The sequence below is a fragment of the Vibrio phycocola genome (assembly GCF_053850235.1).
In genome coordinates, this window is sequence record NZ_JBSQDJ010000013.1 from 1 (window position 1) to 16,360 (window position 16,360).

Genomic DNA, 16,360 nt, shown 5'->3' on the forward strand with positions numbered 1-16,360 from the left:
TCATCGTCTTCTCCCAGACTCATTTGCCACCTTTAAGGTTAGCTTCGTATTAGAGCGGGAGTCCAATTATCTTGTTAGCCGTACATTGCCCAACGGAAGTACGGACGCTGACCATCCATACGCTCGACTTCTGCACCTAACTTTTTGTAGAACTCGTGTGCTCTGGTGTTATAAGGGCTAGCAGTCCATGAAATATGAGAAGTTAACGACTCTTCAGCAATCATTTTCAAAGCATGCATAAGTTCAGCACCGTACCCCTTTGATCGACTCTTACCAACAACTAGAAGGTCATCAAGCCAAATAGACGGCTCACCACGAAAGGAGGAATAACGATAATGAAATAAGGCGAACCCCTGAGCTTCGCCATCGACCTCCAATAACAAAGCGTGAGCAAACGGATAATCACCAAATAAGGTTCGTTCAATCTTCTGTTTAGTCGTAGAGATTTCGCCGTCGAACCCTTTCATACTTCGGTCAAACTCTGCTTTGTATCCAATAAGTTCTAACAACTTACCGGAGTCTTGCTTGCTCGCTTTCCTTACGTTCACTTTGTTCTCCATAACTAAAATTTGTGCTTGTCGGCTAACGCCCACTTAAGCGGACAAAAATAGTTGGTTAAAATGTGTAGCGAAGCGGAACCTAACCAACTGTTTTTGTTCCGTTTGAAGTTCTTGTTAGCCAAATGGTGATGGAGGTTCAGGCCTATATGTACTTCTTCTATTGGGTTGATTGTGATCAAGCCAGCTTTTCATTAGATCTAGCGATGTAAAATCCAGTATCTCTAACTGTTCACTAATAGGGTTATCAAGCATTACCTCAACTGTTGAGCCTTCATGACCGCCGAGTGACATTAGCCAGTTAGTATATTGCTTAAATGTATAATAATTAGATCCTATTTCACCATTTAGAAAAGACTCGATTACTACATCAGCGCTAATTCTAGAAGATGTTTGCTTTTGCTGATTAATAAGAGGTGTTACTAAGGGATTAAATACTTGGTTATTACAAACCTCAGGATAGTAGTTATTAAAATGAGCAGTTCGAGTCTGTCGCTTTTTAGACCAAGCAATATAATGGCATTGCAAACTTTGTGAGCGACGATTCATCTCACTATCTAATAGAGTACACAATTGAGCACGCAATGATTTACGAGATTCAGCTTTAATATCTCGTTCTTCGTACTTAAACTCTATCAATGCAAATTTAGTAGTAGTGGTGAATATGTAATCAGCTCCTAAAATCGCATCTTGACCATCCAAACTACAACGATTTAAAGTTCTTCCCTGTTGCATGGCAATTTTAGAAAAGTGGTTTGAAAAACCATCCGCGACTGATTGTTCGTGTTTTCGTTGCATTCAAGCTCCATTAGATATTGAATTTGGCTAACGCCCGCATAAACGGACAAAAATTGTTGGTTATAATGTGGAGCGAAGCGAAACCTAACCAACTGTTTTTGTTCCGATTTAATACACTTGTTATGAGTTTTTAAGGCAACCTCACAATTCTGATTGAAATGTGAATTTAGCTGCCTCTAAGAGAGATTCATGTTTAGTAACTCCAAATTTTATGCCCCTCTCTTGCTGATAGCATTCGTAACCATCATGTGTCTTAATTAAATATTCTCCGTCGAAAGTTTTTATTTCAAAATTCAACCAGTCATTGGATTTTCCATTTCGTACGAGTTCATAAAAATCCGAATCACTTTGAAATAGCTCAAGTATTCGGCTACGATCACCAGAAAGTTTCAGCTCAATTAATTTATCTAAATATGACATACCTATACTCATAACATTTTTAATAATATGCCGGCTCGTTTTTACAGGCTAACTTTATAGCCGAAAAAACCAACAAACTACTGTTTTATATTGGATAAATTTCAATTTTTCACCAATTTACTACCAGAAAAACGAGCCAACATAAAACATCTTTCAATTTTGGCACGTTATCCCAATAGTGCTCATACTTAACCTAATAATATGTAACATGTTTCTCATTTTTTCTCTAGAAAAACGAGCCAACTTCAACGACAAAAACACACTTTATTCATTCAAATTCCACCTCGCCTTCCAATAAGCTGTATAAAAACACATTATTGAGCGATTCATATGGCAAGCAAATTTATAGAAGAACTCAGGCAAGGTATTCGTCTAAGAGGTTACAGCCTTAAAACCGAGAAGGCCTACCTCTATTGGATCAAATTTTATATAAGACACCATAAACTTCGCCATCCCACCGAAATGGGAAAGAAAGAAGTGACTGAATTTTTATCCTTCTTAGCAAATGAACGGTATGTCGCGGTTAATACTCAGAAAGTTGCACTAAACGCCTTAGCGTATTTATACAATAAACATCTAAACCTTCCGTTTGGTGAACTTGGTTTTTCACACGCCAAAAAACATAAAAAGATACCCATAGTATTATCATCGCAAGAAGTTCAATTGCTACTTAATCAACTAAGCGGGCAATACAAGCTCATTTTTTCTTTGCTCTACGGATCAGGCCTTCGTATTAATGAATGTTTACGGTTGCGTGTACAAGACATCGACTTTAATCACAAATGCATAGTTGTTAATAACGGCAAAGGAAACAAAGATCGAACGACGTTGCTTAGTCCATCTTTGATTGATCCCATTCAACACACTATTGAGTGCGCCACGCGAATTCAAATCTCCGACAATAAACAAGGTATTGGCCCTTCACTTCCTTTTGCTCTTCATCGAAAATATCCGAACGCCTATCGTCAAAGTGCATGGATGTTTTTATTTCCATCACAATCCATCAGCCATCAGCCCTCATCCTGTAGCGAAGCAATTATGCCGCCATCATCTTCACGACTCAGCACCACGTAAAGCATTGAAAAAAGCTGTGTTCAACTGTGGCCTACAAGATAAGAGAATTACTTGTCATACCTTTCGTCACAGTTTCGCCACTGAACTATTAAAATCAGGTCAGGACATCCGCACTGTGCAAGAGTTGTTAGGCCATAGCGATGTGTCTACAACGCAAATCTATCCCCATGTTTTAGGGCAGCACTTCGCTGGAACACACAGCTCGTTAGACTTAATGGTCTCTAACAACAAAACGATAACGGATTTTTAAAGCTCAGCGTCTTACTCAAGCCCAAATTCGTTAGCCAGCACATATGCAAAAACTAGCGTCGCGTGACCGCAACAATCAATTTCAGTTAATGGCCTGTAATTTATGATAACTTAGTGAGTATCGTACATAACCTCGCGCTTGGCCCATGATCGAGAGACTTCCCTTACTTCATACACTTACTTCTCTTAACGCTCCAATAGTGATTCTCAATGGATTACCGGGCAGTGGAAAATCGGTAGTATTACGTCAATTAGCCAAATATCTGGGCTGTGATGTGAGTAAAGTTTTACCTAGCCCTGGTGAACATGGTGATAATGCGCACCTAATTTGGGATCCTGTTGGACGAGGGTTCTATCAACACTTGGATCAAGTTTTACAGCTCTGTGAAGAATTAGAAATCAGAGAACAAACCTTATTTATTAGCGCCAGTTGGGTGGGCAACAATAAAATATTATCCCAAGCGTTGTTGTACGGAAAACTCGCGATCATTGACCAGTCTGAATTAATGTTTTCCGAGCAAGAAATCTCGACACTATACCCGAGCGAATCTTCTACCATTTATTTACACACTAAAGGTTGGCCAGTATTAGTATCCAATTGGGCTGAACTGGGTAGCGAAAGATACAAAGAGTCACTACAAGAATATGTCAAAGCAAGGATCCTCCCTACGCTTCCCTATCATGAGCAGCGACTCCTTATAGCATTAGCTTTTTGTTCGGCTATTCCCTTAGCGCAGGTCAACGTTGAAAAGACCCATATCGAAGTGCTGGCTCCCCTAATAATTCTGGAAAAAAACAGCCAATTCGTTTTGGGCATTCCGTATTTAAAGCAGACCCTAATCGATATCGCAAAAGCCGATCCTCGGGTTTATCAGGAAACAATGCGACTTGTGGCAAAAAACCATTTTTATATGAATAATCATTTAATTGCGATTAAAACGGCGATTGAAACCAATAATCTAGATCTTGCGATTAAGTGGTTTAAAAAAAGTGGTGCCGGAATGTATGGCTATCGTCATAGCTTTGGAGAGCTAGAGCAGCTTCTGGATTGCTTCCCTGAGGAAATTATCGAAAGCAACCTTCACCTTAGCTTAGCAAAAACTATTTACTTTCTTAAAAATCAACGACTTTTAGAAGCAAGAGAATTCATTGAAAGGCTAAACCTTTCCGATCAAAGATATACGCGAAATAAACAAGACCAAGCGGTAGCGACGCTTATTCAAGGGAAATATGAAGCCTACTTTACTTCGGATCCTCACGAAATAAGAGTAAACAAGCTCCTGAAATTGGAATTCATACTCGCACCTGATCCCGATGCAATGATGATCTACTATGGAATGGTTTCAATCAACTACAGCAATCTGGGAAACTGGTTTCAAGCGGCTGTGTATCAACAAAAAGAACTGGATCTTGCGACCAAATGCAACGTGCCTTATCTCAAGTTTTACAGTCATTTTAATCTGGCTCGCATCAATTTGAGAATGGGATTCACCGAGATTGCTGAACAACATGTCTTAAAAGCTAAAAAGAACATTACAAGAATTGGTTACTACCAGTCTTTAAGTTTTGAACGGAATTTCATTGATCTTATTGATGGAATGCTGGCTTTACTTAAAGGAGATATTAAATTGGCCTACAAGCTGTGGGACAAAGTCGGGATTTTAAGAAAGCATTCCGAGGTGTGGCCTGAGTTCCTTACTCAGTTTCATTTTTATGGTATTAGTTGTCACCTTATTGCCAACGAAACAGAACAAGCAACATCGCTACTCGATCAACTGCATTATGAGTATCGAATTTACTTCTCTGATGAACAAGGCAATATTTATTTTAATCTATTGGCGGTTTTGATTCTGCAGCAACAACAACGTTGGGTGGAAGCTGAGCATAAACTTACATCAATAGAAGCCAAAGATGGGAACATAACGGGATCGGTTCTCGATCTCTATCGTTGGGTGTCTCGGCGCAATGAGGTCGGACTCATATGTATTCATAGAAGTCGAAAACACCAAACCTTCCTTCCTGTTCAATATAAAGATACTCCATGGACAGATGTCTGTTATGCGCTTCAAGACCTTAAACTGCTCTGGTTTAATCAAGAATATACGCTCTTAGCTCCCCGATTATTGTCACTGTTTCAGCGAGCTAACGAATTAGATCTTTGGCTCCCACTACTCTTTGAAATGGAGTGGTTAAATCAGGCAGTGAAAAAGGTCAAGAGCAGCGCAAAAAACCGTATTCGTCATACTCATTACGAACGCACACTTTTAATCTGGACAGAAAAGAGCCAACAAAGCCCAAGAAGTACCAATACCGACGAGTTAACGACAAAGCAGTTATTGATTGTGCAGAGGCTTGGCGAGGGACTCTCCAATAAGCAGATTGCTCAATACACTGGGCTATCAGAAAATACTGTTAAGTTTCATTTAAAGAACTTATTTAAAAGATTTGATTTAGAAAGTCGCCAATCGCTAGTTCAATTGGCGAACCAGAAAGGCTGGATCCGCTAAGTTTCACAAACCAAGTGATGCATCGAAATATGGAGATGCTTCAGATTGGATAACTATTCTTAAGGACAAAATACGTATTCATTTCTGCCATAGTGGGAATCCCCACTATGGCAGAATGGCATTAACGGCCTGCTGGTCGACATGTCCAATTTAAGTTAGAGAAATCATAAAAGAAGCTCTGGATTGGAATAAATTTCAAATCACTCAGACACGTATTTACCGCCATCCGATAACGAGTGGTTTGTAAGAATGAATCAACTTGATTATCGACAATATATTGTTGCAGCGACTTATAGATCTCATTACGCTTCGTCGCATCCAATTCGGTACCCGCAGCATCGATCATGTCATCGACTTGTTGATCATTTAACCATGACATTGAAGCCCATGATCCTGCTGATTTTGAAGAGTACTGATTGAAGAATACGGATTGAGGAGACGAATACGTCGGCCCAAAGAAAATTTGGTTTACGTGTGGTGTGGTTTCTGGTTTCGCAGCAATCTCCGTTACTCGGCTCCACGGATCAGCTTGTAGTGTTGGTTTAAAGCCGATTGCTTGCAAGTTTGCCTGCATCATTAATGCAATTTCTTCTTCGTAAGCAGGACCGGCTACATAACCAAGTGTCAGTGGAATCGGTTTTCCTGCATATTTGGATTTCTTAACGTATTCAGCGGCTTTTTCTAGATCTAACTTTGGCGGTTCCAAGGTATCTAAGAATGCATCTTTAAACAACGATGCAAGTGGGCCAGCCATTGATTCGCCAGGATGCAACTCTTCATTAATCAAATCATAATCGATCGCCAAAGAGATCGCTTTGCGGATATTCACGTCATCCGTTGGTGGAAGTTGGTTATTATACTTAATGTAATACCCTGTCGCCGTACCAAGGTTTTGAATTCGATAATTGTCCAACTTACCGAGCGCTGTCAATGTTTCATTGGCTTGATAGATACTGCTGATATCGAGCTCACCTTTGTTTGCCAGTGCCTTAACCGTTGATTCATCTTTGGTGACCAGAATTCGAACAGTTTCAATAGGGTTTGGCTTAAAACCTTTAAAGTAGTCACGGTTACGTGTCATCATAATGCGACTACCACGCTGCCAGTCGTCCAATACATATGGCCCAGAACCAACAGGATTAGAGGCAATGAACTCTTGTGCCCAGTCATCACTTTCACCTTGCTCCATCGCTATATCCGAGTTAATAACGAACAAAAGTGGTGTCATTGCAAGAAACGCGGATGACGGTTGTTTTAAGTTAAATACAACGGTTTTATCATCGATAGCACGTACGCCGTCTGCGTCCAAATCAGACTGGAAAAAACCCGCTGGTCCTTCATTAATTGATAGCAAGCGCTTAACCGAATACACGACGTCTTTTGCGTTAACTATCGAGCCATCTTGAAACTTAGCATCATCGGCAAGATAAAATGTGAACGTTTTTCCATCAGGTGTAATATCCCAACTTTTGGCCAAACTTGGGACAATGTTCCCTTTCGTATCGGCAGTGGTAAGTCCATCATACAGGTTGACCGCCATTAAATATTCCGTGTAATCCGTAACCTTCGCAGGATCAATACTCCCTACGACTTGAATGACATTCATAGTCGCCGTCAAGTCATCATAGCTTTCCGCCAATGCGGGTGCTGTGGAAAGTAGCGCTGAAGTAAGCGCAGCAATTGCTTTTAATTTCATAACATAAATCCTTTTAGTCTTGATTGAATGGTACGTAGTCAATGTCCTGATAGCCAAAGGCTGCCGGGCCAATAATTTTCAGTGCGCGTTCTGACCGAAGAAGTGGATGACAAGGAATTGCGAGCACAGCGATTTTCTGACCATAGCGCAACACCTCAGTAGTAATGGCGTGTCCTGTTTCTATATCAAGAATGATGATGAGATCGGGCACACTACATGCAACTGCTTGATCAATTTTGAGAATCAGATTCTCATTTTGGATATCCACGCTGGCCGTTTGTTCGATATAACGACCACTTCCTTCAACTTGTAATGTTCCGCGTGTAAATCCTGCAGACATTTTTCGTTCCAAATCGATGATTTTTCCTTCAAAAAGAACCTGCCCATTTTCCTGACGACAGATTTCTTCAATCGGGTTCAATTTTTCTTTGTGGGCGTTTATTACCGCTAAACCAAGGTTTTTAGCTTGAGTAACGGTACTTGGAATCGCGAATTGTTTGACAAAACTGCCTTTCATTGGGGCTTCAACCATACCAGCAGAAGCACCCATCTGAACCACACAAGCACGCGCTAACCTTTCAAGCCAAAACTCATCTTTCAGGTTCTCAAAGATAACGGTATTACCGTGAGCATCAGACATTGCGGAGGGCGCACTGCAATGTCCGTAAATACTAAAACTGGTCATCTGCATTTCAGGAAAAGCACGTCCCATACCATCGCCATCAACTAACGGTAGCCCCATAATTGCAGCGATAGCGGCAGGACGTATACCGTTGGCACCACCGATTTCAACGGGAATAATGGCGTCAATTTTTTTACCTAAATTTTCTTCAAGAGCATAAATAGCTCGAACAATTTCATTTCCCTCACAGATCTTTTCCATGGAAACCGCTGGAGCTCCAATGTTGCCCACAGAGACAACCAAAGCTTCATCATCCAGTTCATTCAATCCGATCAACTGAACTCTGCCACCTTTTTCCATTTCTGCCAGCGTGTGCAGCTTACCGTAATAGGGATTACCTCCCCCACCTGTACCGAGTATTGCAGCACCAATTTCTATCGCTTCAATATCACCTCTTGTTAATTCAATCATGTTAAAACTCCAGATCGCCAACGACTTTTATGTGTATACGTGTTGCATTTCCTGGCAGGTAAGCGAGGGGCACATCTTCCTGATCAACGACCGTAATCGATGAGACCAAAGCTCCTGCTTGCACTGCTTTATCTGTTGCAATAGATATGGCATCGGCAATGGCGTCGCTGCGACTGATATCAGACAAGCTGTATATTTTGTCAACCTCACCACTCACTTGTGCAATAGCGGCTCCGACAGCGTTGGCGACAGCATAGTGGTTTGGTTTAATAACCTTTAGGGAACCAATTTGATTCGGTGTGAGTATGGAACCACCGCCCACGACAATCACGGGGATTTGGGCTGAAGAAAGCCGATTTTTTTCAACGGTTTCTAATATGGTTTGGTCAATCTCTTTTAAGGCAGAAGCGATCAATGAAGAGGCTATTGAATCAACCAAAGCCGCGTTTCCAACCTCTGCCCGTCCAGCACATACAGCAATATCAGTAGCAGTGATTTGTGTACCTCCAAAAACCAGAGCTTCTTCAGCAATCCGATAGCCGACACTTTTCGGTCCTACTTTCGCTATTGTTCCAGAAAGATTTTGGGTAAATTCAACGCAACTACCGCCCCCTAAGCCCACTGAAACCATATCTGGCATTCTGAAATTGGTTCGGATGCCACCGACATCAACACTCATCGACGCTTGACGAGGAAAAGAGTTCTGTACTAGACCGACATCGGTAGTGGTGCCACCAATATCAACCACAATGGCATCTTGTTCTCCAGATAAGAACACCGCACCACGCATTGAGTTAGTCGGTCCACTAGCAAAAGTAAGCACTGGAAACTGTTTAACAAATTCGGCATTCATCAGCGTGCCGTCATTTTGTGTGATAAAAAACGGACAGTTAAGACCACAAGATTTAAGAGCCGAGGAAAATGCAGTCACCGTTTTTTCGCTCAGAGATAATAAACTGGCATTAAGAATGGCTGCGTTTTCTCGCTCCAACAATCCAATTCGCCCGACTTCGCTTGCCAGTACCACTCGACATTCTGGGTAATAATGAGTTAACAGTTCAGCCGCACGTTTTTCGACATCATCATTGACCGGGCTGAAAACACTATTGATTACCGCTGATTTAATCGATTTTCTTTGTAGATCGAGTGCTATCTCTTTGATGTAATTTTCATCAAGCGGATTAATCTCTCGCCCATCAAACTCATAACCTCCATTTACCAAATAACTACCAGCATCAATTATCTCGCGAATATCAGCTGGCCAGTCCGAAAAGGGCGGAACACTAAGCGTTGCTGGCAAACAAATACGAATAACAGCTGTTTGCGTGAGATGCCTGCGCTCGACAACAGCATTAGTAAAATGTGTGGTACCAATCATCACGCCTTGAATATCAGTGTGTGGTACACCTGAAGTATCAAGAACTGCTCTTAAGGCATTTTCTATTCCGGTTGTAACATCTTCAGATGTAGGTTGCTTTGTTGTGGCAACGACCTGATCGCGCTCCATGAGCACCGCGTCGGTATTTGTACCACCAACGTCAACCCCTATCCTGTAATTGGTTGTCATCATTTCTCCTTAATTTATACCTGTTGAAGGACACTTAACGCATCTTCATCACTAATTGCGGGTTTGTGTTGCTCTTCTTCATCGCTGATGACAGGTATTGCTCGTATCAATGCCTTGGTGTAAAGGTGTGTGGGCTGTTTAAAAATATCATCCGCCGTGCCGGCTTCGATAAACTCGCCACGAAACATAATGGCGACTCGGTTACAGAAATTTCTCATCAGACTGAGATCATGAGAAATAAAAATGTAGGTAAGTCCCAGCTCAGCCTGGAGTTTTTCCAATAGTTCTATTACGTTTTTTTGCACAGACACATCCAGAGCCGATGTCGGTTCATCGAGCACTAAAATCTTGGGATTGGCCGCTAATGCTCGAGCAATCGCCACCCTCTGCTTTTGTCCTCCAGATAGACTAGAGGGATACATTTGGGCGTATTCGGCAGGAAGCTCGACAAGCTGCAAGAGGCGATTAATCTCGCGTTCTCGATCCACTGTTCGGGCAATATATTTGAGTGGGACTTCAAGTGTTTGAGCAACTGTACGACGTGGATTAAGCGATGCCGCCGGATTCTGATGCACTATCTGAATACTGTGACAGTTTTGTTTATCATTGCGCCAGATCTCAAGTGGCTGTTCCTCAATCATGATGCGACCACTGGTGGCATCAATCAGCCCCATAATCATTCGTGCAATGGTGGTTTTACCCGATCCTGATTCTCCGGCAATTCCATAAGTATCACCTTTTCGAATATCGAGAGAGAGAGGCTTTACCGCTACGACTTCCGACTGAACTTTACCCCTCCAATTTTTCTTGGTGATAAAACGTTTTTCAACTTCAACTAATCGAACCAATGTAGGTTGTTCGGGTAAATTGTCAGTGTTAACACTCTCCTGAAAAAGTTTAGGTACCGCGTTAAATAAGCGAAGAGTGTAAGGGTGTGCTGGATTAGAGAAAATATCCGAAACATTTCCCTGCTCTACAATTCGCCCATGCTGCATGACATACACTCGATCGGCCGTTTTTCTGACAACACCTAAATTATGCGTAATCATGAGAAGTGCCAGTTGTTCCTCACGAACAAGCTGGTTAATTAGCTTAATAATTTCATCTTGAGTGGTGACATCGAGCGCCGTACCAGGCTCATCAGCAATGAGTAATCGAGTCGGATGCAGCAACGCCATGGCGATTAAAACACGCTGTCGCATACCACCAGACAATTGCCACGGATAAGCGTTGTAGACTCGCTCAGGTTCAAGAAGTTTGACCTTTCTTAATACCTTGAAGATATGTTGCTTTCTTTCTTGCTGGGTTTTCTTTTGTCCCAAGCGCTTTTCGCCTGCTCTCATAATATCGCTTAAATGATTCCCGATACGAAACACTGGGTTAAAAGACGTTTGGGGATCTTGTTGAATCATTGACATCACAGAGCCTTTTAAGGCTTCTCGCTCGGATGCCTGCATCGCTAGGGCATCATTGCCTTCAACCAGAAGCTCTCCACTCTCGACAACGATGTGTTCGGAGTTCAATGTACCAATCAAAAACTTACTGGTGACACTTTTTCCGGAGCCAGATTCACCAATCAATGCGACCCGCTCCCCGGGGGCAATACTTAGTGAAACGTTATGCAGCACTTTACGTGTGCCGCCATAGACTTTAAAAGCAAGGTTAAGATTGTTAACTTCAATTAAATTCATCCCATTACACCTCGACATCGAAGAAATCACGCAAACCGTCACCAAGCAGGTTAAAACCGATGATGGCATAGAGTATTGCTAGGCCAGGCATAATGGCTTCCCACCAGTATTCTGGTAGATAACTTGATCCAGTTGACACCATGGTTCCAAGATCCGGAGTCGGAGGCTGAACACCAAGACCAAGAAAGCTAAGAGTTGCGCCAAATAAGATGACAAATCCAGCATCCAAAGTTGTTTTAACGCTGATAGCAGCAATGCAGTTTGGTAGGATTTCCTTAGTAATAATATGCCAGTGAGAGGCTCCCGACAGACGAGCGGCTTCGATAAAGTCTTCAGTAACAATGCTTTTGGCAAGTCGGTAAATAAGGCGACAATGCCAATTCCACCAAAGGAAAGAGATCGCAATCATTGCATTGATTAAACTGGGTTCGAGAATAGAGGTAATCGCCAGAGCTAGCGCAAGCGGTGGTACTGCCAGCAACATATCATTAAAGCGCATGATCACTTGCTCTAGCCAACCACCAGCATACGCTGCAATAATCCCTAGAAGTACGCCAACAGGTACGGAAATAGCAAGAACACCAACAACCAAGGTAAGCGAGATACGGTAACCAAAGATCACTCGGCTAAGAATATCTCTTCCAACATTATCGGTGCCCATCCAATATTCCATACTCGGTGCAAGATGTCTGGCTCTGAAGTTAACAAAGCTCCCCGCATGCTCTGGATAAGGAGAAAACATTGGAGCAAATATCGCCAAAAGCACAACGCTAAGAACAATAATTAAACCGATAACGGCGGTATAATTTCGAGAGAAACGGTACCATGCACGTCCAAAATTTGAGTATTGTTTCGTAGCAGACTCCATAGAATATTCATTGAGTCCGTTAGGCAGTCGAGAATCCACATTTGGCATAAATTGTTACCTCCCTTTTTGCGTTACGCGTGGATCGACAAGGCCGATGATAAAGTCGATAACTAAATTAGCGATAATGAAGAAGATACCTGAGACAAGCACAACGCCGACCACCGCATTAAAGTCTTTGTGCAAAATTGAGCGCACTCCATAACTTGCAACTCCAGGCCAAGAAAACACCATTTCCACCACAAAAGCGTTCCCAATTAGTGAAGCAAACTCAAGACCTAAGATTGTTAACGGTGCTGAAGCACTTAGGCGCAACAAGTATTTAAAATTTACTAAAGGCCGTGACACACCACAGGCTCGAAGTGTTTCTACGTGATCTCGATGACTGAATTCGATCATCGAAGAGCGAGTAATACGCATAACCTGGGCAATACCAGCCGCCGAAAGAGCAATCGCCGGGAGTAATATATGTAATAAGGCGTCGATAAAGGCATCAATACGACCACTAATCAGCGAGTCCACTAGGAGTAATCCGGTATGTGAAGCGGTAAAGTCAATACCGCTGGAGATGCGTTCTGTTACGGGAAGGTTGAACCAACCAACACTGGCCATTAACTGTAAAATAATCGCTAACAGAAAAGATGGAGTAACCACTCCAATGAGTGAAGCGATCCTAGAGAATTGATCGAACCAACCATTCGGTCGATAAGCGGCAAATAAGCCCAATGGAATACCGAGGCAAGCGGTAAACAATACAGCAACGATGACTAACTCGAGAGTTGCAGGCAAAGCTTGCTGAATATCGGTGAGAACTGGACGACTTGTCATCGTTGACTCTCCCATATCACCATGGAAGATATGGTTAATATACTGCCCATACTGGCTAACCAGCGGGTCATTTAGACCCATTTTTTCCCGAAGCTCTGCCACTTGTTCCTGTGTTGCCATTGGACCGAGTGTAATCCGCGCTGGATCACCGGGTACGAGTCGAGCGATAGAAAAAATAATAATCGACAGACCAACAAATACCAGTAGTAGTCTGCTAGCTCGAATCGCTAAATAATAAAGCGTATCCATAATCATCCTTGTGTGGATTTCCTTTACTATTCAATCTACAGACAGCGTCAAAGTAGGCAACAACTCAGATGGGTAGTTTATTCACTTATTGAGGTATTTGATGCCTTACTATGTTTAATATATAGACCGAAAAACTACCTATATAGGTAGAATCAAGCTAACAACTTCACCCCTACAAACACCAAATACAACCCTACAAAACGTAACCATATATCCAAGCTATTAGGCCGTAGCGATGTTTCTACAACGCAAATCTATACCCATGTTTTAGGGCAGCACTTCGCTGGAACACACAGCCCGTTAGACTTAATGCTCTCGAACAACAAAACGACAACGGATTTTTAGATAGAACTTCCTTCTTTGCATCAATGACAAAGAAGCAGTATAAAAAACAAAAATACGACAATAATTAAGCGGAAATACTGAAAGGAAAAGCGTCTTTATTGAGCGCAGGCGTCACCGAGGCGGTGCAAGAATGACAAAACCCCGATAACTCATTGAGCTATCGGGGTTTTATGGAATAAATGGCACGCCCTACAGGATTCGAACCTGTGACCACCTGCTTAGAAGGCAGGTGCTCTATCCAGCTGAGCTAAGGGCGCGCTGATGGAGGGAATTATACGAGTAACGAAGCGTAAATCAATCGCTTTATCAGATATTCTCACCTAAGTGCCTAAAAAGTTAGCACATCCAAAAATTTAACGCGAAATACGCACCATTAGCAAACGTTTGCCTGTGGAATATCACGCTATAATCTGCGACAATGCGCTCAAATTTTTTTGCGAAAAAATGTGAAAGGAAAACCATGACAGCTCAAAACATCGATGGAACACTAATATCTAAAACGGTACGCTCGGAAGTGGCGGCTCGCGTTAAAGCGCGTGTTGAAGCAGGACTACGAGCTCCTGGCCTCGCGGTGGTATTAGTCGGAGAAGATGCGGCTTCTCAGGTTTACGTAGGCAGCAAACGTCGTGCCTGTGAAGAAGTTGGGTTTGTTTCAAAATCGTATGATTTACCGGTGACAACCACGCAAGAAGAGTTGCTTGCAGTTGTTGATCAACTGAATGACGACCCTGAGATTGATGGTATTTTGGTTCAACTCCCTCTTCCTGCTGGCTTAGAGTCCACTCAAGTTCTTGAGCGTATTATTCCCGAAAAAGATGTCGATGGTTTTCACCCTTATAACGTTGGCCGACTCGCACAACGTATGCCAAAGCTTCGCTCTTGTACGCCTAAAGGTATCGTCACCCTTTTAGAGCGCTACAACATTGAGCTTCGTGGTAAACATGCCGTGATCGTTGGTGCATCAAATATCGTTGGTCGCCCAATGACACTGGAACTTCTGTTATCGGGTTGTACCACAACAACTTGCCATCGTTTTACCAAAGATCTTGAAGGTCACGTTAGACAGGCCGACCTACTTGTTGTTGCCGTCGGAAAACCGAATTTCATTCCCGGTGATTGGGTGAAGGAAGGCGCCGTTGTGGTCGATGTCGGCATTAACCGACTCGAATCTGGAAAATTAGCGGGCGATGTTGAGTACGACGTTGCAAAAACCAAAGCCAGTTTTATTACCCCCGTTCCTGGCGGTGTTGGCCCAATGACAGTGGCAAGTTTGATTGAAAATACCTTATTGGCCTGTGAGCAGTTCCACACCAAATAAAGTGCTGTAACTAAAGCATCCAAGAACGCCTTAAAATACACATAGCCCCAACCGTTTCACAACGATTGGGGCTATTTGATCTCTAGAGAATATTAGAACAGAGTAAAACACTAATTTAGCGACGAACGATTCGATCCGCCAACGTACTCACAGCAACACCAAAGTAATACGATCGATTCCATTTCATTAACACATTGTAGTTGTTGTAGATGAGATACGAACGTCCATTTTCATCATCAGGACGAATTAACCACGCATGAATATCTTCATCTAACTTGGGCAGTGGATTGCCATTGAGACGAGTAACGCCTAATTCACCCCATTGCTGGAGGTATTTAGCTTTGTCTTTGGTACGACCTTCTACATCGCGGCTCACTCCTTTTGGTACTTTTACCTCACGACCCCAAGTATAATCATCATCCCAACCTGATTGTTTTAGATAATTTGCGGCAGACGCGAAGACATCCAATTCAGTGGTCCAGATATCTTTCTTACCATCGCCATTACCATCGGCTGCAAAGTTCAAAAATGAGCTTGGCATAAATTGACATTGTCCCATCGCACCGGCCCATGAGCCTTTCATGTTTGCGATAGAAATGTGCCCTTCCTCAAGGATCTTCAGTGCAGCCATGGTTTCTTTGCGGAAGAATTCTTCTCGGCGACCGTCGTACGACATCGTTGCCAACGCATCGATAACTTTGTACCCGCCGGTGAAGCGACCAAAATTACTTTCCACCCCCCACAAGGCAACAATGAAACGCGGTTGAACGCCATATTCATCACCAATGCGCTGCAAATCTTTATAATGCTTGTCATAGAGTTCGCGAGCTTGGTCCACTTTCCATTGCGGTACCGCACGTGGGATATATTGATCCAATGTCAGTTTTTTCTCAGGCTGGCTTTTGTCTGCCTTAACCGCTCTAGGTCGATGGGTTACGCCTTCAAATGCCTGATCGATGATATTTTGACTGATCCCTTCCTGTTGCGCTTGTTGTTTTAGCCCTTCAATGTAGGTATCGAACGGAACTTCATTTGCGCTTAATGGTAGGCTGAGCAACATGCCTAATCCAACTGACCAACTCAATCTCATTATTTCTCCTTGT

Annotated in this window: 12 protein-coding genes, 1 tRNA gene and 1 pseudogene; 3 read left to right on the plus strand and 11 right to left on the minus strand. The window is 42.7% G+C overall.

The features are described from left to right. Positions 1-74: 74 nt before the first annotated feature. The 3 genes from ACWU4D_RS16220 to ACWU4D_RS16230 all read right to left on the minus strand — a co-directional run bounded on the left by ACWU4D_RS16220 (position 75) and on the right by ACWU4D_RS16230 (position 1,775). Positions 75-560, minus strand: coding sequence for a GNAT family N-acetyltransferase (locus ACWU4D_RS16220; protein WP_171736145.1), 486 nt, complete (start codon positions 558-560; stop codon positions 75-77). Between the two features lie 114 nt (positions 561-674). Then, positions 675-1,355 carry a hypothetical protein gene (locus tag ACWU4D_RS16225; RefSeq protein ID WP_456052496.1) on the minus strand — a complete coding sequence of 227 codons (681 nt, stop codon included), beginning with the start codon at positions 1,353-1,355 and terminating at the stop codon, positions 675-677. Positions 1,356-1,496: 141 nt separating this feature from the next. Then, complete coding sequence (locus ACWU4D_RS16230) at positions 1,497-1,775, minus strand: hypothetical protein (RefSeq protein WP_456052497.1); 279 nt, start codon at positions 1,773-1,775, stop codon at positions 1,497-1,499. Positions 1,776-2,105: 330 nt separating this feature from the next. Between ACWU4D_RS16230 and ACWU4D_RS16235 the strand changes: the two are divergent. Next, positions 2,106-3,099, plus strand: a pseudogene (locus ACWU4D_RS16235) (integron integrase). Positions 3,100-3,244: 145 nt separating this feature from the next. Further along, positions 3,245-5,605: a LuxR C-terminal-related transcriptional regulator gene (locus ACWU4D_RS16240; protein ID WP_456052498.1), complete on the plus strand. Its 2,361-nt coding sequence runs from the start codon at positions 3,245-3,247 to the stop codon at positions 5,603-5,605. A 121-nt stretch (positions 5,606-5,726) separates the two neighbouring features. Here ACWU4D_RS16240 and ACWU4D_RS16245 read toward each other — a convergent pair whose 3' ends face one another. The 7 genes from ACWU4D_RS16245 to ACWU4D_RS16275 all read right to left on the minus strand — a co-directional run bounded on the left by ACWU4D_RS16245 (position 5,727) and on the right by ACWU4D_RS16275 (position 14,196). After that, positions 5,727-7,301 (minus strand): ABC transporter substrate-binding protein, encoded by a 1,575-nt coding sequence (locus ACWU4D_RS16245; protein WP_456052499.1) that lies wholly within the window; start codon positions 7,299-7,301, stop codon positions 5,727-5,729. A 13-nt stretch (positions 7,302-7,314) separates the two neighbouring features. Continuing rightward, positions 7,315-8,394 carry a DUF917 domain-containing protein gene (locus tag ACWU4D_RS16250; protein ID WP_456052500.1) on the minus strand — a complete coding sequence of 360 codons (1,080 nt, stop codon included), beginning with the start codon at positions 8,392-8,394 and terminating at the stop codon, positions 7,315-7,317. 1 nt (position 8,395) lies between these two features. Next, the gene (locus ACWU4D_RS16255; protein ID WP_456052501.1) at positions 8,396-9,961 is read right to left on the minus strand and encodes a hydantoinase/oxoprolinase N-terminal domain-containing protein; all 1,566 of its coding nucleotides are present in this window, start codon (positions 9,959-9,961) and stop codon (positions 8,396-8,398) included. Between the two features lie 14 nt (positions 9,962-9,975). Next, positions 9,976-11,652 (minus strand): dipeptide ABC transporter ATP-binding protein, encoded by a 1,677-nt coding sequence (locus ACWU4D_RS16260; RefSeq protein ID WP_456052502.1) that lies wholly within the window; start codon positions 11,650-11,652, stop codon positions 9,976-9,978. A 4-nt stretch (positions 11,653-11,656) separates the two neighbouring features. Continuing rightward, positions 11,657-12,568 (minus strand): ABC transporter permease, encoded by a 912-nt coding sequence (locus tag ACWU4D_RS16265; RefSeq protein WP_456052503.1) that lies wholly within the window; start codon positions 12,566-12,568, stop codon positions 11,657-11,659. A 6-nt stretch (positions 12,569-12,574) separates the two neighbouring features. Further along, the gene (locus ACWU4D_RS16270) at positions 12,575-13,594 is read right to left on the minus strand and encodes an ABC transporter permease (RefSeq protein WP_456052504.1); all 1,020 of its coding nucleotides are present in this window, start codon (positions 13,592-13,594) and stop codon (positions 12,575-12,577) included. 525 nt (positions 13,595-14,119) lie between these two features. Beyond that, positions 14,120-14,196: transfer RNA gene (locus ACWU4D_RS16275), tRNA-Arg, on the minus strand. Positions 14,197-14,399: 203 nt separating this feature from the next. On the opposite strand from ACWU4D_RS16275, the gene folD reads away from it, so the two are divergent. Further along, positions 14,400-15,257, plus strand: a complete 858-nt coding sequence (gene folD / locus ACWU4D_RS16280) for a bifunctional methylenetetrahydrofolate dehydrogenase/methenyltetrahydrofolate cyclohydrolase FolD (RefSeq protein ID WP_456052505.1) — start codon at positions 14,400-14,402, stop codon at positions 15,255-15,257. Positions 15,258-15,372: 115 nt separating this feature from the next. Here the strand turns inward: folD and ACWU4D_RS16285 are convergent, their stop codons facing one another. Beyond that, positions 15,373-16,347: a lytic murein transglycosylase gene (locus ACWU4D_RS16285; protein WP_456052506.1), complete on the minus strand. Its 975-nt coding sequence runs from the start codon at positions 16,345-16,347 to the stop codon at positions 15,373-15,375. Positions 16,348-16,360: the final 13 nt, after the last annotated feature.

What these genes read in the sequence shown, in the direction of transcription:
- ACWU4D_RS16220 (WP_171736145.1), bottom strand. Translation starts at nt 560, where the DNA reads ATGGAGAACAAAGTGAACGTAAGGAAAGCGAGCAAGCAAGACTCCGGT.
- ACWU4D_RS16225 (WP_456052496.1), bottom strand. Translation starts at nt 1,355, where the DNA reads ATGCAACGAAAACACGAACAATCAGTCGCGGATGGTTTTTCAAACCAC.
- ACWU4D_RS16230 (WP_456052497.1), bottom strand. Translation starts at nt 1,775, where the DNA reads ATGTCATATTTAGATAAATTAATTGAGCTGAAACTTTCTGGTGATCGT.
- ACWU4D_RS16240 (WP_456052498.1), top strand. Translation starts at nt 3,245, where the DNA reads ATGATCGAGAGACTTCCCTTACTTCATACACTTACTTCTCTTAACGCT.
- ACWU4D_RS16245 (WP_456052499.1), bottom strand. Translation starts at nt 7,301, where the DNA reads ATGAAATTAAAAGCAATTGCTGCGCTTACTTCAGCGCTACTTTCCACA.
- ACWU4D_RS16250 (WP_456052500.1), bottom strand. Translation starts at nt 8,394, where the DNA reads ATGATTGAATTAACAAGAGGTGATATTGAAGCGATAGAAATTGGTGCT.
- ACWU4D_RS16255 (WP_456052501.1), bottom strand. Translation starts at nt 9,961, where the DNA reads ATGACAACCAATTACAGGATAGGGGTTGACGTTGGTGGTACAAATACC.
- ACWU4D_RS16260 (WP_456052502.1), bottom strand. Translation starts at nt 11,652, where the DNA reads ATGAATTTAATTGAAGTTAACAATCTTAACCTTGCTTTTAAAGTCTAT.
- ACWU4D_RS16265 (WP_456052503.1), bottom strand. Translation starts at nt 12,568, where the DNA reads ATGCCAAATGTGGATTCTCGACTGCCTAACGGACTCAATGAATATTCT.
- ACWU4D_RS16270 (WP_456052504.1), bottom strand. Translation starts at nt 13,594, where the DNA reads ATGGATACGCTTTATTATTTAGCGATTCGAGCTAGCAGACTACTACTG.
- folD (WP_456052505.1), top strand. Translation starts at nt 14,400, where the DNA reads ATGACAGCTCAAAACATCGATGGAACACTAATATCTAAAACGGTACGC.
- ACWU4D_RS16285 (WP_456052506.1), bottom strand. Translation starts at nt 16,347, where the DNA reads ATGAGATTGAGTTGGTCAGTTGGATTAGGCATGTTGCTCAGCCTACCA.